The organism is Acidimicrobiales bacterium, assembly GCA_035531755.1.
Lineage (GTDB): Bacteria > Actinomycetota > Acidimicrobiia > Acidimicrobiales > UBA8190 > DATKSK01.
Window position 1 is genome coordinate 59031 of record DATKSK010000030.1, and the last position, 18398, is coordinate 77428.

An 18398-nucleotide genomic window follows, 5' to 3' on the forward strand; every position below is an offset into this window, starting at 1 on the left:
CGCGGGCGTGCCAACGTTGACAGGACGACGATGGGGGGTCAAGCAAGCCGATGGGGCCGTCTGCCGGTCGGGCCCGCCGATCAGCCGGCCAGGGCCACTCGCGCCGAGTCGCGCCACGGCGCCACGACACGGCGGACATCGGGCCGATCGCCCGCCACCAGGATGTACTCCCGGTTGCGGAGCCGCCCCACCGTGCCGACCCGCTCGCCCGCGGGGTTGTGGATGCCGATCCGGGCGCCGACGTAGCGGGTGGAGTCGAACGCCAGCACCTCGACGTGCCCGCGCACCCGGCACATCTCGACCAGTTCGTCGAGCCCCATCCACGACTCGTCGTTGTACGACAGCACCAGGAGCCGGGCGCGGACGTCGCGGACGACCTGGGCGAGGGCGCCGGGCATGGTGCGGCGGGAGTTGAACGCGCTGCGACCGCCGTCGCGCACCTCGGTGCGCTTGCACGCCACGCCGTAGTGGGCGGGCGCGTCCCAGGCCACGAGCGTCTCCCAGATGTGGTAGTTCGCCTCGTAACGGTGCTGGTTGTAGGGCGGATCGAGGTACGCGAGGTCGAACGCGCCGAGGGTCGGGGCGAGGAGGCAGGCGTCGCCCCGGACCGCACCACCCGGCCCCGGCAACAACTCGGGCACCCGTAGCTCGAGCGGGCGGAAGGAGCGGTCGGACCACTGCTTCACGTAGGCCATCTGCACGCCGGTGGTGGAGTCGACGCGGTCAGCCGCCTCGAGCAGGCTCGTCAGCAGCACCGGCTCGAGAGGGCTGCCCGCGTGGTCCCGGGCGATGGCGCCGCGGACGGCGTCGATCCTGGCGCCGTTGGCGGGCTGGAAGAACCGGGAGCGCTCGCAGAACGTCTCGGTCACGTACCCCGGCCGGCCGGGCACGGCGTTGAGGGCTGCCACCGCCCGCTCGAGCTCGACGGCGTCGACGGCGTCGCCGTCGGTGGCCACGTAACACGCCGCCAGGACGGCGGCGCACCGGGTGGCGTCGACGGCCGTCACCACCGCACCCTCGGCTTTGAACGCCTGGGCCACGCGGGTGGTGCCGGTGAAGAGGTCGAGGGCGGTGCGGGCCCCGGCGCGGCGGGCCATCGCCCCGAGGACGGGCACGAGCCGCCGCTTGGAACCGAGGTACTTGATCACGGCGCGCCGGACCCGCCGGGGGTCCCGGGAGTCCCGGGAGCCCCCTGCGGGCCGTCGGCCACGAGGCGGGCGACCTCGTCGTCGCCGACCTGGTGGAAGTCCTCGTACCACTCGCTGATGCCGAAGAACTGCTCGGTCACCTCGGCGCACACGACCTCGTCGGCGACCGCTTCCAGGGCGGCGACGGCCGCGGGCGGCCCCACCGGGACGGCCAGCACGACCCGGGCCGCGCCCCGACGGCGCATGACCTCGACGGCGGCGCGGGCGGTGAACCCGGTGGCAAGCCCGTCGTCCACCAGGACCACCGTCCGCCCGGCCACCGCCACGGGCGGACGGTCGCCGCGGTAGACGTGCAGGCGACGCTCGAGCTCGTCGAGCTCGCGCGCCGCCACGGCGTCGATCACGGCGTCGGTCACGTGGAGCTGCTCGACGAGCACGGCGTTGACCAGCCGCACCCCGCTCTCGGCGATGGCCCCCAGGCCCAGCTCGGGCTGGTCGGGGTGCCCCAGCTTGCGGACCACCACCACGTCGAGGGGCGCACCGAGCGCCCGGGCGATCTCGCACGCCACGGGGACGCCACCTCGCGCCATGCCCACCACGACCGGCGGCGCCTCGCCCTCCCCCGTCACCCCCGCCAGGAGGGCGGCGAGCCGGCGCCCGGCGTCGCGCCGGTCGACGAAGGTCACGCGCGCCCGGCGCGCCCGGCGCGCCCGGCGCGGCGCATCCACCAGCCGGGGTCGCGCGCATGGGCGTGGAAGTGGTCCGGGATCTGCCGCATCACGTCGTCGAGCGTCCACGTCCCGGCGCCGAGGACCTCGTCCGCCACCCGGCCGAGCTCGGAGACCATGTGGGCACGATCCTCGGGCGGCGGGTCGGTGCCGTGGGTCCGCCACACCACCATCGGCACGGCGCACACCTCGCAGTCCGCCACCCAGCAGACGTCGTCCTCGTGGTACCAGGTGGTGAGGCGCGCCGCCTCGCACAGCTCACACCCCATGGGCGTCATCCCGCATGGTCGGGGGCCGTCGTCGCACCCGGGCCACGACGCCCGCCTACTTGCTGTAGAGCGTGACCGTGGTCCCCTCGGGGACCTGCGTGCCCGGGCCGGGGTTGGCGTCGAAGACCTTGCCACCCAGCGGGCCCTGGTCGGTCCCCGGCACCAGCTTGGCGTTCTGCAGGATCGTGATGGCCTGTGCCACGGTCTGGCCGATGATGCTCGGGACGGTCACGAGGGGTGGCCCCTGGGAGATGTGCACCGTCACGGTCGCACCCTGCGGCGCCTGGCCGGTCGGGCTCCAGTCGATCACCTGCCCGCTGGGCACCCCGGACTCCGTGTACTCGTTCACGCACGAGGTGACGAGCCCGACCGCCTGCAGCGTGGTCGTCGCCCCCGAGCACGTCTGCCCGGTCAGCGACGGGATGTTCTCGATGGGCGGCCCGGCGGAGACGGTCACCGTGATGATCGACCCGTAGATCGCCGTCCCCTTGGGGTTCCAGTCGATGACGGTGCCCTTGGGCACGCTCGTGGAGTTGGGGTCGGTGCAGGCGGCCTTCAGATGCGCCTGGGCGAGGACGGTGGTGATGTTCGGGCAGTCGCCGGTCACCGTCGACAGCACCGGCACGGGCACGGGGGGCGGCCCCTTCGACTCCACCACCGACACCGCGCTCCCCTCCTTCAGCTTCGTCCCCGCTGCCGGGATCTGGCGCAGGATCTGCCCCACGGGCGCGGTGATCGAGTAGCGCTGGCGGGTCAGCGTGACGTGGAAGTGGTCCTTGCGCAGCGCGGCGTCGGCCTGACCGGTCGTCAGGCCCGTCACGACGGGGAGCTTGTGGCTCGGGGTCAGCAGCTTGGTCTCCCGCAGGGCGTACATGGTGCCCGCGGCGGCCAGTCCCAGGACCACCACGAGGACGGCCACCACCCATGGCCAGCGCCGGCGGCGGCGGCGGCGGACGGTGGAGGCGGCGTCGGTGAGGCCCACGGCAGCGGCGAAGGCCAGGACGTCGGGGTCCTCGCCACCGCGGCCCATGCGCCGGCCGGACGCCGGCGCATGGGCGGGGGGCGCCGACATCCCGTGCTCGGTGAGGTCGTGGCGCTCGGGCGCGACCACGGGCCGCGCCACCACACCGGCGCCGCCGGCGCCGGCGAGCCGGAGCGGCTCAGGGGCGGGCAGCTCGGCGGCGAGGTCCCGCAGGCGCGCCGCCAGCGCGGCGGCGTCGAGCCGGTGCTCGGCGTCCGCGGCGGCGGCGTCGTCGAGCACCGCCGCCAACGGGCCCAGGGCGTCGTGGCCGGGGAGGTCGGCGTCGACGCGCGCCATGAGGGTCGAGATGGTGGTGTCGGCGGTGAAGGGCACGACCCCGGTCACCGCCTCGTAGAGGACCAGCGCCAGTGCGTAGACGTCGGCCCGGCCGTCGACCACGTGCCCGAGGGCCTGCTCGGGCGCGGCGTACCGGGCGGTGCCCACCGTGGCCCCGGCCGGCTCGGTCAGGGCCGCCTCGGCCAGCGCCCGGGCCAGGCCGAAGTCGGCCACCCGCAGCCGCCCCTCCTCGTCGAAGAGCAGGTTGGCCGGCTTGACGTCACGGTGGACGAAGCCGCGGCCGTGCGCGTAGGCGAGCCCCTCGGCGGCCTGGATGCCGACGGCGACGGCCTGCGGCACGCTCAGGCGCGTCCCCTCGTCGAACATGTCGCGCAGCGAGCCCCCGCCCAGGAACTCGAGCACGAGGAAGGGCCCCTGGTCGTCCTCGCCCCAGTCGTGCACGGCCAGCACGTGCGCGTTCGCCAGCGCGGCGGCCGACTGCGCCTCCGAGCGGAAGCGGCGGAGGAAGGCGCTGTCGGCGGCCAGTGCGGGGTGCAGGACCTTGACGGCCACACGACGCTGCAGCGTCGTGTCGAACGCCGCGAACACATTCGCAGACGCCCCGCTCCCGAGCGCGGACTCGATCCGGTAGCGGCCGGCAAGGACCCGACCGATTGATTCGGTGATGGTCGACATGGGTCCATCCCCAGGCTACCGACGGCGCCGCGCGGATCGGTGGACCAGCCACGGCCCGTGGCCGTCCACCGCGGGGATCAGGCCCCGGGCAGCTCGCCGGTGGCGAGGAGCTCGCCGAAGCGCGCACCGTCGACGATCGGAATTCCCAGGTCCTCGGCCTTCTTCAGCTTGGCCGCACCCGGCTCGGCGCCGAGCACCACGGCCCACGTCCTGGCCGACACGCTCCCCGGCGACTTGCCGCCCCGGGCCAGGATGGCCTCTTCGGCCTCCTCCCGGGTGTAGTCCTCCAGGGCGCCGGTCACCACGACCGAGCGACCCTGCAGCGTCTGGGGCAGGTCGGACCCGGCGGCCAGCGCAGCCTCGGGCACGCCGGCGGACCCGGCGGCCAGCGCAGCGTCGGGCACGCCGGCGGACCCGGCGACGGGGCGGGCGCCCGGCTCGACGAAGCCGACCCCCGCGGCGCGCAGCTTGTCGATGACCGACCGGTTCGCCGGCGACGCCAGGAACTCCACCACGCTGTCGGCGATGACGGGGCCGATCCCCTCCACGGCCGCCAGCTCCGTGACCTCGACCCCGACCAGGGCATCGAGCGACCCGTAGGCGCGCGCCACCGCCCGGCTCCCGGTCGGCCCGAGGTGGCGGATGCCGAGCCCCACGAGCAGGCGGCTGAGCGGTCGGCCCTTCGAGGCCTCGATGGCGGCGAGCAGGTTGTCGACCGACAGGTCGCCGAACCGCTCGAGTGCCACGAGCGGCGCCGATCGCAGCGCGTAGACGTCGCCGGGGTCCGACAGCAGGCCCGCCTCGACCAGCTGGACCACGCGCTTGTCACCCAGGCCCTCGATGTCCATGGCGCCGCGCGACGCGAAGTGCACGATCCGCTGCACGCGCTGGTCCGGGCAGTCGATGTTGGTGCAGAACGTGTCACTCTCGCCCGGGAGCCGGACCAGCGGGCCGCCACAGCTCGGGCACGCCGTCGGGAAGACCCACCGGCGCGCGCCGCGTCGGCGCGCCGAGAGGACGGGCCCCACCACCTCCGGGATGACGTCCCCCGCCTTGCGCACCACTACGGTGTCGCCCGGGCGCACGTCCTTCAGGCGGACCTGGTCCTCGTTGTGCAAGGTGGCGAGGCCGACGGTGGAGCCCCCGACGAACACCGGCTCCAACACGGCGAACGGCGTCGCCCGGCCGGTGCGACCGATCGACACCATGATGCGCTGCAGCGTGGTGGTGCGCTCCTCGGGTGGGAACTTGAAGGCGATGGCCCAGCGCGGGGCGCGCGACGTCGAGCCCAACCGGCGCTGGAGCTCCAGGTCGTCGAGCTTGACGACCACGCCGTCGATCTGGAAGTCGAGGTCGTGGCGGTGCTGCTCCCACCGGCGACAGTACGCCTCCACGTCGGCGGTGCCCCGCACCACCTCGACCTCGGGGTCGACGGGGAGGCCGCACCGGCGCAGCAACTCGAGCGCCTCGCTGTGGCTCGCCACCGCCGGCCCGCCCTCCACCATGCCGAGCTGGTAAGCCCAGAACGACAGGTCGCGCGAGGCGGTCACGGCGGGGTCCTTCTGCCGCAGCGACCCGGCGGCCGAGTTGCGGGGGTTGGCGAACGTCTTGAGCCCCGCCGCCATCTGGCGCTGGTTGAGCTGCTCGAACGACGACACCGGCATGTACACCTCGCCGCGCACCTCGAGCAGCGACGGCCTCGGCCCCCGACCCCTCGGCCACGACAGGGTGGCGGGAACCGCCGTGATGGTGGCCACGTTGAGGGTGACGTCGTCGCCGGTCACCCCGTCGCCCCGGGTGGCCGCCTGCACCAGGCGCCCGTCCTCGTAGACGAGGGACATGGCGAGCCCGTCGATCTTGAGCTCGCAGACGAAAGCGGCGTCGGCCGTCTCCGGCGCGATGCGCGCCATGCGCTCGAACCACGCGTGGAGCTGGTCGATCCCGAAGGCGTCGTCGAGGCTCATCATCGGCGTGCGGTGCTGCACCGGGGTGAACAGGGGGGACGGCGCCCCCGCCACCCGACGCGTCGGCGAGTCCGGTGTGACGAGGTCGGGGTGGGCGTCCTCGATGGCGCGCAGCTCGCGCACCAGCGCGTCGTAGTCGGCGTCGGCGATCTCGGGCGCGTCGAGCTGGTAGTAGCGCTCGTCGTGGAACGCGATCTGCTCGCGCAGCTCCTCGGCCCGGCGGGCGTCGGACGCGGCGCTCGGGACCTCCGCCATGCGCGGGAGCGTACCGGCGCTCAGCCGGCGACGGCCGCGCCCACGACGACGTCGGGGTCGGCGGCGTCGTAGAGGGCGACGGTCTGGCCCGCCGCCACCAAGGGCTGAGGCTCGTCGAACACCACGGCGTCGCCGTCCCACGTGCACGGGGCGGCGGCACCGTGCGCCGTGGTCTGGGCACGGGCGCGGCCCCCCACCGCCAACGCCGCGCCGGCCCAGCGCGCCGGCCCGACGGGGACGCGGGCGGCCACGGCCTGCTGCGCCCCCCCGACCGTGATGCGGCGGCCGGGGACGTCGACCGACAGCGCGAACCGGCGCCGGCCGTCGGGTGCCGCCCCGAGCCCCCGCCGCTGGCCGACCGTCACGAGCTCGGCCGCGGGGACGCTGCCGACCACGGCCCCGGTCGCCGCGTCGACCAGGTCGGCGGGGTGCAGCTCCAGGCGCTCGGCGAGGAACCCGCGCCGTCCCGCGCCGGAGTGGACGAAGCACACGTCCTGGCTGTCGGGCTTGTCCGCCGTGCGCAGCCCGAGGCGCGCGGCGCGGGCCCGCACCTCGGCCTTGGTCAGGTCCCCCACCGGCAGGACGACCCGGGCGAGCTCGTCGCGGCCGAGCATCGACAGCACATAGGACTGGTCCTTGGCCCGGTCGGCCCCCCGGCGCAGGCGGGGGCCGCCCGCGCCGGCCACGACCCGGGCGTGGTGACCCGTGGCCAGGGCGTCGAAGCCCAGCCGCAGGCAGCGGTCGAGGAGGAGGCCGAACTTGATCCGGCGGTTGCACTCGATGCACGGGTTGGGCGTGCGGCCCGCGGCGTGGTCGGCGACGTAGGGGGCGACCACGGAGGACTCGAAGGCGTCGGTGAAGTTGAAGACGTGGTGGTCGAGCCCCAGTTGCCCGGCCACCCGCCGGGCGTCCTCGACGTCGGCCACGGAGCAGCACCCGCTGTCGGAGGGCCCGCCCCACAGCTTGAGCGTGGCGCCGACGACCGCGTGGCCCGCCTCGGCCGTCAGGGCGGCGGCCACCGACGAGTCGACCCCGCCCGACATGGCCACGAGCACCCGCACGGGGGTCAAGCGTAGGGCGACGTCGTGACGGTGCCGGTGGCGTACCCACCGGGAGGTGAGGTGTCGGCGGCCCCGGGGTGATGAGAGGCGAACGAGATGCACCTCCCGGGAAGAGATACGACGCAATGCGATGATCATGGTGCGGAGGGTGGTGCCCGAAAGGGGAATCGAACCGAGCACGGAGCCTGGTCGCCCGCTGCGCCACCACGAGCTCTTCCACGCTGCCCGGGGCCGGGCGGCACGGCCGAGATCCCGACGGCCTCCCCGTCGTCGGCGCGTTTGGCGCCGGCCCGCCCGGCCCCCACGCGGACCACCGCCGGGGCGGGCCCGCCGGCCACCGGTCCGGGCGGCGACAGCGGCGACGACGATCGCCACGAGGCCCCGGAGCGGCTCAGGCGCGCAGGCGCTCGACGATCTTCGGCATGACACCGAGCACGTGGTCGACCTCGCCCGCGGTGGTGGTGGGCCCGAGGGAGAAACGGACCGCCGTCCTGGCCTCGGCGACGGTGAGGCCCATCGCCAGCAGGACGTGGCTCGGCTCGACGGCGCCGCTGGCGCACGCCGCGCCCGCCGAGGCACCCACACCGGCATCGTCGAGGAGCACGAGGAGCTCCTCCTGGTCGACGCCGGCGATACAGAGGTGGCAGCTGGCGGCGACCTTCGCGACGCGGTCAGCCACTCCACCGACTCCGGCGTGCACCGCCGTCTCCCCGATGCCGTCCACCGTGGCCCGCAACCCGTCCGCCAGCCGGTCCCGCAGCACCGCCACCCGGGGCACGGCGTCGACGCGGCCGTCGGTGGCAGCGCGCAGGGCGGCCGCCATGCCGACGATCCCAGCGACATCGTGGGTCCCGGGGCGCCGGCCGCGCTCCTGGGCCCCGCCGTGGAGCACCGGCCCCAGCGACGCGCCGCCGCGCACCACCAGCGCGCCCATGCCCTTGGGGCCGCCGAACTTGTGCGCGCTCACCGACACGAGGTCGGCGTCGGCGGCCGCCTCGGCGACGTCGAGCCACCCCACGGCGGCGACGGCGTCGGTGTGCACCAGCGCGCCGGGGGCGCGCTGGTGCACCATCGCCGCCACGTCCCGCACGGGCTGCACGGTGCCCACCTCGTTGTTGACGAGCATGACCGACACGAGCCCGACGTCGGGGCCCAACACGCCCGCCAGCGCCTCGAGGTCCACCACCCCCGACGGCCGCACGGACACGACCGTGCCACCCAGCGCCGCGCACGCGTTGCGCACGGCATGGTGCTCGACCGCCGAGCACACGACCGTGCCGCGCCCGGCGGCGTGCGCGCCGAGCACGGCGAGGTTGTCGGACTCGGTGCCGCCGGCGGTGAACACGACCTCGCCGGGCTCGCACCCGAGGCAGGCCGCCACCTCGTCACGCGCCTCGTCGACCGCCGTCCGGGCGCGGCGGGCGACGGCGTGGGAGCCCGAGGGATTGCCGAAGTGCTCCGTGAGGTACGGGAGCATGGCTGCCAGCGCCTCCGGCCGCAGCGGCGTCGTGGCCGCGTGGTCGAGGTACGCCTGCACGGGACCAGGCTACGGCTTGCCCACCATGACCACGACGGCGGCGACGAACACGAACGCCAGGACGACCGCCGAGAGCGCCAGCCGGCGGCACGTCCGATCGAACGCACCGGCCCCGTCCGCACCGGCCCCGTCCGCACCGGGATGGCGCGCCCAGAGCCCGGGCAGCGCCGCCTGGACCCGTCGCTCATCCGGCCACACCACGGCCTCGGCCATCACGGCGGCGAGCAGCCACAGCGCCATGCCCACCACCACGAACCCGTCGCCGGCCTCGAACGCGCCCGCGCTGGCGCCGAGGAGGGCGACGCCGAAGACGGGCACGCCGTAGAGGGCGCGGCCGGCCCAGTTGACGCCGGGCCGGAAGTACCGGCGCACACCCTCGGCGCCGCCCGCGCCGGGCCCGCGCCGGGCCCGCGCCGCCTGCACCCCGGTGGCCACCAGCGTCCCGAACCCCACCACCGCGCACAGCACGTGGAGGACGAGCAGGATGCTGTAGAGCGCGCCGGTCGGCACGGCGGGCACCGTTGCGAACGGCCACTCCGACCCCACCACGACCACGCTCGACACAACTCCGACACATTGCCCTGGCGGGCAGGTCCCCGCCGGGACCCCGGCCGCCGACGACACAACGAGTGGACATCGATCCACGTCACCCGGACCCGGAGTAGCGTGGGCTGTGAGCACCGGGGCACTGGGCGTGGCGAGCACGAGGCCACAGGCCGCCCGGTAGGGTTACCGATGGGTAATGAGGCAATGGGCGTCGACACGGGTACCGTGACAGAGAAGAGCAGCCCGGGGGGCACGGGATGAACCAACTCCGCTTGGACCCGCTCACCGGACGGTGGGTCGTGGTGAGCGTCGACCGCTCCCAACGCCCGTTCGCCTTCGCGCCCCCGGCCACGCCCATCCAGGCCGACACCAGCCGGCCCTGCCCCTTCTGCGCCGGCAACGAGGAGTCGACGCCGCCGGCTCTGGAGACCTACGGCTCGAGCGGCTCGTGGCTCGTCCGGGTGGTCCCCAACCTCTACCCCGCCTTCGAGGGTGACCACCCGTTCGTGGTCGAGAACCGGGGACCGGTCTTCACCCAGGCCACCGCGGGCGGGATCCACGAGGTCCTCGTGATCTCCCCCGACCACGACCATGGCTGGGAGGGGATCTCCGACGAGCAGGCCGTGCTCGTGATGGCGGCCATCCGTGACCGGATCGAGGAGCACTCCACGGTCCCGGGCCTGCGCTACAGCCAGGCGATCGTGAACTCGGGGCGCGAGGCGGGGGCGTCGATCGAGCACCCCCACGGGCAGCTTCTCGGGATGTCGTTCGTGCCGCGCGAGCTCGCAGAGGAACAGGCGGGGTTCGCACGCTTCGCCGGCCGGTGCCTGCTGTGCACCACCGTCGACGCCGAGGAGGACGCCCGCCACCGCGTGGTGTACGCCAATGAGCGCGTGCTCGTGGTGTGCCCCTTCTGGAGCGGCTACCCCTACGAGATGCTGGTCATCCCGCGCACCCACGGGCCGCACCTCCACCGGGCCACGCCGTCGGACCTCGCCGCGGTGGGACGGGCGCTGCGCACCGTGCTGGGATCGCTCCACGACCGCCTCGGCGACGTGTCCTACAACGTCGTCTTCCACTCTGCGCCCTACCGTGCGCCCGAGCCCTACCACTGGCACGCCCACGTGTGGCCGAAGCTCACCACCACGGCCGGGTTCGAGGCGGGGACCGGCGTCCTCATCAACATCATGGCCCCCGAGCAGGCCACCGAAGAGCTCCGGGTGGTCGTCCCCGCCTGAGGCTGCGGCCGGACCCAGCCCGTGCGAGGAAGACCGGGGGCGCCCCGGCCCCTACCCGAGGAAGATCCCGGCGACGCCCCGGTAGAGGTCGAGGTCGACCGTCTTCGCCTTGGACACCGCGTCGGCGATGGCCACGCGGACGATCTGGCCGGCCTGCAACGCCACCATCGTCCCGAAGGCGCCGTCGTGCACGGCCGTCACGGCGGCGACACCGAAGCGCGTCGCCAGGACGCGGTCGAACGCCGACGGTGACCCGCCCCGCTGGATGTGCCCGAGGATGGTGACCCGGGCCTCGAACCCCGTGCGCCGCTCGATCTCCTCGGCCAGCCAGGCGCCGATGCCGCCCAGCCGGGCGTGGCCGAACTGGTCGACCGACGCCCCTGACGTGGCCAGGCGGAACGACTCGGCGTCGGGCCCCTCGACGGGGACCGCACCCTCGGACACCACCACGATGGACGAGAACCGACCCCCGAGATGGCGCCGCTGCAACCGGTCGCACACGGCGTCGAGCCCGAAGGGCACCTCGGGCACGAGGATCTCGGCGGCACCGCCGGCGATCCCGGCGTGGGTGGCGATCCACCCCACGTGGCGACCCATCACCTCGCACACGATGACCCGGTGGTGAGACTCGGCGGTGGTGCGCAGCCGGTCGATGGCTTCGGTGGCGATCTGCACGGCGGTGTCGAACCCGAACGTCACCTCCGTGCCCGACAGGTCGTTGTCGATGGTCTTCGGGATGCCCACGGCATGGACGCCGAACTCGCCCAGCCGGTTGGCGACGCCGAGCGTGTCCTCCCCGCCGACCGCGACGAGAGCGTCGACGCCGTGCGCGGTGAGGTTGCCGGCCACGCGCTCGGCGCCGCCGTCGACCGTGAAGGGGTTCGTGCGCGACGTCCCCAGGATGGTGCCGCCGACGGCGAGGATGTCGCGGCACTCGGGCACGTCGAGCGGGACGTAGTCGTCGTCGAGGACGCCCTTCCACCCGTCGAGGTAGCCGATGACCTCGTCACCGTGGACGAGCTGGGCCGTGAGCACCACCGCCCGGATGGCCGCGTTGAGCCCTGGGCAGTCTCCGCCCCCGGTCAGGATCCCGATGCGCATCGACCCATCCTACGAACGGGACTCGTGGACCGCGGCCCGCACCATCTCGAAGGACGACGTCAGGACGCGCAGCGCCTCGCGGCCGGGCGGGACCAGGCCGCTGATGCCCGGGACCCCCAGATAGCCCGCCAGGAACGCCCGCCGGTTGCGGGCCTCCCAGGCGTGCGCGAGCTCGCCGAGGCCCTCGCGCCCGGACGGGTCGCGCTCGTCGGCGGCCGTGCTCGCCACGTGCCCGAACGACCAGAGCATGTCGGCCACGTCGGCGAGCGGGGACCGGAACACGCGACCGTCGTCGCCGGGGTCGGTGGACGCCCCCACCGCGGACACCGGCGTGCCGCCGGGGCTGAAGTCCACGACGTACCACCCCTGCTCGGTCCGCCTGGTGCGACCCAGGTGGAAGTCACCGTGCGTGCGGATCATGGGCGACGGGACCTGCAGGGCCCGCAGCTCGCCCAGGAGGTGTCCGACGTCGGGGCGGTCGACCACGTCGGGGCCCTCCGCCTTCAGGGCGGCGTCGATCTCCCGGGCCCATTGACCGACGTCGCCGGGGCGGCGGCCGAACGCCTTGTCCAGGCCGACGTGCATGCGCGCCGCCATCGTCCCGAGACGGTGCGCCTCGGCACCGAAGTCTCCGCCCGCGAGCTCCGGGGGCCCGCCCGACGCGTACAGGTCGCGCACCGACGTCAGCGCCAGGGCGTTACCCGACGACGCGCCGGGCAGGTACTCCTGCACGACGCCGAGGTCGCGCCCGGCGCGCCGCCACACCCCGAGCGGCGCGGCCAGGTGGTTGAACCCCACCTCGTCGAGGGCCAGGAACAGCTCGAGGTCGCGGCGGGGGCCGTCGAGCACGTGGTTGTACACGGTGAAGGCCACGCGCTCGTCGACCACGAGGGTGATCGACCCTTCGTCGTCACGCAGGAACCGCATCGCCGCGTCCGTCACCGGTTCGTCCACCACCACCAACTGCAGGAGCAGGGCGGCGATCCCGGCGTCGTGCATGGCGTCGACCGCCACGGCCGGCCCCGCGTCGTCCTCGAACTCGCCGACGACGGCGTCCTCCCCCTCGGGGATGGAACGGACGTCGTCACCGGGGGCGCGCAGGCCGATGGGGACATGCACCATCCGCTCGCCCAGCTCGGCCACCACGTCGACGATCCCGGGCCGCCCGGGCACCAGCACCTCGGCACTGACCACGCGGACGGGCGCGCCGGCGTCCCAGCCCTGCCGGCGCGCCGCGTACGCCGACAACAGGCCGGCGAGCGCGGCGCGTGCCGCGTCGGACACGTCGACCACGGTGGTGTCGGCGGGTGTCATCCCGGGCCACCGGGGGCGGGGCCCCCGAGGTCGGCCGCATGCTCCTCGAGGAGCTCGAACCAGTAGAAGCCGTAGGGGCCGAGCGTCACGCTGTAGTTCCCTCCGCCCACCGGCGGGAACGGTATCCGCCCGAGCAACTCGACGGGAGTGCGGTTCGCCCAACGGCCGATCTCGAGCTCGGCGGGCTGGGCGAAACGGCTCAGGTTGTGCACGCACAGGACGGGGTTCTGGCCGCCGGCCTCGGGCCCGGCACCGGTGCCGGCCGCGGGCCTGGCACCGGTTCCGGCCGCGGTGCCGGCCGCGGTGTCGGCGAGGCCCGCGGCGCGGCGCGCCCCGCGCCCGGTGCGCCCGGGTCGCGCCACGCGTCCGGCGCGCCCGCCGACCCCGGCGCGCTCGGGCTCCGGGCTGCGGACGTAGGCGAGGATCGAGGGGTTGGCGCACGGCACCAGGTCGAACGCACCCGTCCCGAACACCGGGAATTGCCTGCGGGTCTGCAGGATCGTGCGCAGCCAGTGGAGATGTGAGCTGGGGTTGCGCTGGTGGGCCTCGACGTTCACCGCCTCGTACCCGTAGACCGGGTCCATGAGCGGCGGCAGGTAGAGCTGGGCGAAGTCGGCGCGGCTGAAGCCGCCGTTGCGGTCCGGGCTCCACTGCATGGGCGTGCGCACCGAGTCCCGGTCGCCGAGGTAGACGTTGTCGCCCATGAGCACCTCGTCGCCGTAGTAGATGACGGGGCTGCCCGGCAGGGAGAACAGCACGGCGTGCAGGAGCTCGGCCAGGCGCCGGTCGCCGTCGAGCAGCGGGGCGAGGCGCCGCCCGATGCCCATGTGCCGGCGCATGCGCGGGTCCTTCACGTACTCGGCGACCATGTAGTCGCGCTCTTCCTCGGTGACCTTCTCCAGCGTCAGCTCGTCGTGGTTCCGGAGGAAGATCGCCCACTGGCAGCCGTCGGGGATACCCGGCGTCTGGGACAGGATCTCGGTGACGGGGAAACGCTGCTCGCGCCGCACGGCCATGAACAGCCGCGGCATCAGGGGGAAGTGGAAGCACATGTGGCACTCGTCGCCGTCGCCGAAGTAGTCGACGAGGTCGGCGGGCCACTGGTTGGCCTCGGCCAGCAACACCCGGTTGGGGTGGGCCGCGTCCACCTCCTTGCGGAGCTGGCGCAAGAGGGCGTGGGTCTCGGGGAGGTTCTCGCCGGTGGTCCCGTCGCGCTGGAACAGGTACGGGACGGCGTCGAGGCGGAACCCGTCGAGCCCGAGGTCCAGCCAGAAGCGCACGACGCCGAACATGGCGTTGACGACATCGGGGTTCTCGTAGTTGAGGTCCGGCTGGTGCGAGTAGAAGCGGTGCCAGTAGTACTGCTGGCGCTGCGGCTCCCACGTCCAGTTGGACGTCTCCACGTCCACGAAGACGACGCGGGCCTCGGGCCAGCGCTGGTCGTCGTCGTTCCACACGTACCAGTCGGCCTTGGGGTTGTCGCGCGACGCGCGCGACTCGGCGAACCACGGGTGCTGGTCGCTGGTGTGGTTCATGACCAGGTCGGCGATCACCCGGATGCCGCGCCGGTGGGCGTCGTCGAGGAACTCGACCAGGTCGTCGAGCGACCCCATTTCGGGGTGCACCGTGAAGAAGTCACTGATGTCGTAGCCGCCGTCGCGCATGGGCGACGGGTAGTAGGGCAGGAGCCACAGGCAGTCGATGCCCAGCCATTCGAGGTAGTCGAGCTTGGCCCGCAGGCCGGCGAGGTCACCGATGCCGTCGTTGTTGGAATCGAAGAACCCGCGCGTGAGGACCTCGTAGAACACCCCGCGCCGGTACCAGTCGGCGCCGCCCTTGGCGGGCAGCGCCGTGGGCCGGATCCCCGGTAGGCGCACCCCGCCGGCACGTCGGCCCGTCGGGGCCCCGGAGGGCGCCCGCCGGACCCGCGGCGCCCTGGCCGGCCGGGACACGGTCACACCCTCCGCACGACGGGCATCAGCGGCCGACGAACCGGGCGCGGCCGGGGCCGTGCTCCAGGAACGAGGCGACGCCGATGCGGGCGTCCTCGGTGTCGGACACGGTCACGAAGGCCGCGCCCTCGCGCCGCAGGGCGGCGTCGAGAGGTTCCTCAGAGCCGTCGTCGATCACGCGCTTGGCGGCGGCCAGCGCGACGAGCGGCCCCGACGCCAATCCCGCCGCCAGGGTCAGGGCCTCGTCGAGCACGCGGTCGCGGGGGACGACGCGGTCCACCAGGCCGATGCGCAGCGCCTCGTCCGCCCCCACCTGGCGGCCGGTGTAGATGATGTCCTTCGCCCGGGCCACCCCGACGAGCCTCGGCAGCCGCTGCGTGGCGCCGCCGCCCGGGATGATGCCGAGGAGGATCTCGGGTTGACCGAGGCGGGCCCTGTCGGACACGACGCGCAGGTCGCAGGCGAGCGCCAGCTCCAGCCCTCCCCCGAGCGCGTAGCCGGAGACCGCGGCGACGCTCACCCGTTCGAGCGCGGCGAGCTCGCCGGTCGCGTCCATGAAGGAGCGGTTGATGCGCTCGGCCGCTCCGGGCCCCGCGAACCCGCCGATGTCCGCGCCGGCGGCGAAGATCCGCGGCCCGCCCCACAGGACCACGGCCCCAGGAGGGTCGTGGCGCAAGGCGGCCACGGCGTCGCGCAGGCGGTCGAGGAGCGAGACCGACAGCGCGTTCATCGTGGGCCGGTCGATCGTGACCAGCGCCACGCCGTCGGCGCGCCTGTCGACGGTCACCGTCCCATCGTCGGTGGCACCCTCCCCCATGCGCGCACCGTACCCGACCCGGCACGGGGCCGGGCGCCACGACACCCGGATGCGCCGACGCCGCCGGATCAGTCCGGGACGCCCTCCTCGGCCACGCGGGCCAGCAGACGGTCGGCGGCGTCGTACGGGTCCATGCGGTGCTCGGCCACGGCCTGCGCCAGCCCCGCGAACTCCTCCTCGGCACACAGCCGGTCGACCTCGCGCTCGATGCGCGCCGCCAGCACGATCCGGAACTCGCGGCCCAGGCGGGCGGCCCGGTCGGGGCCGAGGGAGCCGTTCTCATCGAGATGGCGGCCGTGGCGGACGATCTCCTCCCACAGGGCGTCCACCCCCTCGCCGGTGGTGGCGGTGGTCTCGACCACCGGCGGCCGCCAGTCGCCGAGCGCCGTGAGGTCGAGCATCTGCTCGAGGTCGCGGCGCGTCTCGCCGGCGCCGGGCATGTCCGCCTTGTTGACGACGAAGATGTCGGCCACCTCGAGCAGACCCGCCTTGTTGGCCTGGATGGCGTCGCCCCACCGGGGGTTGAGGACGACGATCGTGGTGTCGGTGGCGCCGGCCACCTCCACCTCCACCTGCCCGACGCCCACCGTCTCCACGAGCACCAGGGGGAAGCCGGCGGCGGCCAGCACCCGGATCGTCTCCGGCACGGCGACGGCCAGGCCGCCGAGATGGCCGCGCGACGCCATCGACCGGATGAACACCCCGGTGTCGAGCGCATGGTCCTGCATGCGGACCCGGTCACCGAGGATGGCACCGCCCGAGAAGGGTGACGAGGGGTCGACGGCGAGCACGGCGACCTGCTCGACGCCCGCGGCGCGCACCGTGGCGATCAGCCGGTCGGTGAGCGTGGACTTGCCCGCCCCGGGCGGCCCCGTCAGGCCGACGGTCCGGGCCTCGCAGCCGCTCGTGTAGGCGAGGGAGGCGGCCGCACGCCCCGGCGGCCCGCCCCGCTCGACCTGGGTGACGAGCCGCGCCAGCGCCACCCGGTCGCCCGTCGTCGCCGCGTCGAGGAGCGCGGCCGGGTCCGACCCGCGCGTGAGCGTGAGCGGGGGCGGGGGCGCCGGCGGCGGCCCGGCGCCGGCGGGAGAGGTGTCGGACGGGGTCATGGAGCGGGACCGAGCGTACGAGAGGCGCGCTCGGGTCGGGAAATCGCCTCAGCCCCGTGAGACGTCGGCACCCAGCGAGCGCAGCGTGGCGGCGAGGTCCTCGTAGCCCCGGTCGATGTGGCGGGCGTCGGACACCACCGTCTCCCCCTCGGCCACCATCCCGGCGAGGACGAGCGCGGCGCCGGCCCGCAGGTCAGGGGCGCGTACGGGGGCGCCCGACAGCCGCCGGACACCGCGCACCACGGCGTGGTGGCCCTCGGTGCGGATGTCGGCGCCCATCCGCCGCAGTTCGTCCACGTAGCGGAACCGGCCGGAGAAGAGGTTCTCGGTCACGATCCCGACGCCGTCGGCGACGCTCAGCATGGTGACCAGGAACGGCTTGTAGTCCGTGGCCACGCCGGGGTACGGGAGGGTGGCCACGTCGACGCTGTGGAGCCGCCCGCTCGAGGTCGCCCGCAGGCCCTCGGGCGAGTGAGAGACCGCCACGCCGATCTCGCCCATCTTGCGCAGCACCATGTCCATGTGGTCCGCCCGGCCGTCCTCGACGACGATCTCGCCGCCGGCCAGCCCGACCGCGGCGAGGAGCGTGGCCGCCACCACGCGGTCGGGGACGACCTGATGGGCGGCGGGGCCGGGGTGCAGCTCGTCCACCCCGTCCACCTCGATGTGGGAGGTGCCCGCCCCCCGGATGCGGGCCCCCATGTGCGTGAGGAAGTCGGCGAGGTCGATGACCTCGGGCTCGCGCGCCGCGTTCTCGATGACGGTGGTCCCCCTGGCGAGGACCGCCGCCATGAGGACGTTGTCGGTCGCCGTGTGGCTCGGGTACTCGAACACCACGCGGTGCCCGACGAGCCGGCCACCGTCGCCGCCCGGCACCCGGCCCTCGATGTTGCCGTGCACCATGTCGAACTCGGCGCCGAGGGTGGCCAGGCCGTGCAGATGGATGTCGATGGGACGGTTGCCGAAGTCGTCGCCCCCCGGCAGCGCCACGCTGGCCCGTCCCGTGCGGGCGAGCAGCGGCCCCAGCACGACGACCGACGCCCGCATCTTCTCGACGAGCTCGTAGGGCGCCTCGGGGACCAGTGCGGCCGGCGTGTCGACGACGATGTCCCCGGGGCGGCCGGGCGCCCCCCCGGCGCCGGGGCCGTCCGGGAGCCGCTCGACGCGCACGCCGATGGCCGTCAGCACCTCCGCCATGAGTTCGACGTCGACGATGCGCGGCACACCGGACAGGACGTGGCGCCCTTCGGCCAGCAGGCAGGCAGCCATCAGCTTGAGCGCCGAGTTCTTGGCGCCCCCGACCCGCACCGTCCCGTGCAGCGGCCCCCCGGGGCGAACGACGAAGCGGTCCACCGGGCCCGGCGCGCCC

15 protein-coding genes are annotated in these 18398 nt (G+C 74.5%); 1 reads left to right on the plus strand and 14 read right to left on the minus strand.

Features of this window, described 5'->3' with window-relative positions:
* Positions 1 to 80: 80 nt before the first annotated feature.
* The 8 genes from VMV22_06285 to VMV22_06320 all read right to left on the minus strand — a co-directional run bounded on the left by VMV22_06285 (position 81) and on the right by VMV22_06320 (position 9519).
* Positions 81 to 1148 (minus strand): DNA adenine methylase, encoded by a 1068-nt coding sequence (locus VMV22_06285; GenBank protein ID HUY21930.1) that lies wholly within the window; start codon positions 1146 to 1148, stop codon positions 81 to 83.
* A complete protein-coding gene (locus VMV22_06290) occupies positions 1145 to 1834 on the minus strand; it encodes a phosphoribosyltransferase (protein HUY21931.1) in 690 nt (229 codons plus the stop codon). Before VMV22_06290 ends, VMV22_06285 begins: the two co-directional genes overlap by 4 nt.
* Positions 1831 to 2154 (minus strand): hypothetical protein, encoded by a 324-nt coding sequence (locus VMV22_06295; protein HUY21932.1) that lies wholly within the window; start codon positions 2152 to 2154, stop codon positions 1831 to 1833. Before VMV22_06295 ends, VMV22_06290 begins: the two co-directional genes overlap by 4 nt.
* A gap of 46 nt (positions 2155 to 2200) precedes the next feature.
* Positions 2201 to 4138 (minus strand): PASTA domain-containing protein, encoded by a 1938-nt coding sequence (locus tag VMV22_06300; protein HUY21933.1) that lies wholly within the window; start codon positions 4136 to 4138, stop codon positions 2201 to 2203.
* 77 nt (positions 4139 to 4215) lie between these two features.
* On the minus strand, positions 4216 to 6357 hold the full coding sequence (ligA, locus tag VMV22_06305) for an NAD-dependent DNA ligase LigA (protein ID HUY21934.1): 2142 nt from the start codon (positions 6355 to 6357) through the stop codon (positions 4216 to 4218).
* 20 nt (positions 6358 to 6377) lie between these two features.
* Entirely contained in the window at positions 6378 to 7556 is a 1179-nt protein-coding gene (mnmA, locus tag VMV22_06310) for a tRNA 2-thiouridine(34) synthase MnmA (GenBank protein ID HUY21935.1), read from the minus strand.
* Positions 7557 to 7809: 253 nt separating this feature from the next.
* The gene (locus VMV22_06315) at positions 7810 to 8955 is read right to left on the minus strand and encodes a cysteine desulfurase family protein (GenBank protein ID HUY21936.1); all 1146 of its coding nucleotides are present in this window, start codon (positions 8953 to 8955) and stop codon (positions 7810 to 7812) included.
* A 9-nt stretch (positions 8956 to 8964) separates the two neighbouring features.
* Positions 8965 to 9519, minus strand: coding sequence for a hypothetical protein (locus VMV22_06320; protein ID HUY21937.1), 555 nt, complete (start codon positions 9517 to 9519; stop codon positions 8965 to 8967).
* A gap of 239 nt (positions 9520 to 9758) precedes the next feature.
* On the opposite strand from VMV22_06320, the gene galT reads away from it, so the two are divergent.
* Positions 9759 to 10739, plus strand: a complete 981-nt coding sequence (gene galT, locus VMV22_06325) for a galactose-1-phosphate uridylyltransferase (GenBank protein HUY21938.1) — start codon at positions 9759 to 9761, stop codon at positions 10737 to 10739.
* Positions 10740 to 10790: 51 nt separating this feature from the next.
* Here the strand turns inward: galT and VMV22_06330 are convergent, their stop codons facing one another.
* The 6 genes from VMV22_06330 to murA form a co-directional block, all read right to left on the minus strand.
* Positions 10791 to 11840 carry an ATP-dependent 6-phosphofructokinase gene (locus tag VMV22_06330; GenBank protein HUY21939.1) on the minus strand — a complete coding sequence of 350 codons (1050 nt, stop codon included), beginning with the start codon at positions 11838 to 11840 and terminating at the stop codon, positions 10791 to 10793.
* Between the two features lie 9 nt (positions 11841 to 11849).
* Positions 11850 to 13154: a hypothetical protein gene (locus tag VMV22_06335; protein HUY21940.1), complete on the minus strand. Its 1305-nt coding sequence runs from the start codon at positions 13152 to 13154 to the stop codon at positions 11850 to 11852.
* Positions 13151 to 15031 (minus strand): maltose alpha-D-glucosyltransferase, encoded by a 1881-nt coding sequence (gene treS, locus VMV22_06340; GenBank protein ID HUY21941.1) that lies wholly within the window; start codon positions 15029 to 15031, stop codon positions 13151 to 13153. The genes VMV22_06335 and treS overlap by 4 nt, the downstream gene beginning before the upstream one ends.
* 100 nt (positions 15032 to 15131) lie before the next feature.
* Positions 15132 to 15923, minus strand: a complete 792-nt coding sequence (locus VMV22_06345; protein ID HUY21942.1) for an enoyl-CoA hydratase-related protein — start codon at positions 15921 to 15923, stop codon at positions 15132 to 15134.
* Positions 15924 to 15991: 68 nt separating this feature from the next.
* The gene (gene meaB / locus VMV22_06350) at positions 15992 to 17029 is read right to left on the minus strand and encodes a methylmalonyl Co-A mutase-associated GTPase MeaB (GenBank protein ID HUY21943.1); all 1038 of its coding nucleotides are present in this window, start codon (positions 17027 to 17029) and stop codon (positions 15992 to 15994) included.
* A 48-nt stretch (positions 17030 to 17077) separates the two neighbouring features.
* Complete coding sequence (gene murA, locus VMV22_06355; protein ID HUY21944.1) at positions 17078 to 18382, minus strand: UDP-N-acetylglucosamine 1-carboxyvinyltransferase; 1305 nt, start codon at positions 18380 to 18382, stop codon at positions 17078 to 17080.
* Positions 18383 to 18398: the final 16 nt, after the last annotated feature.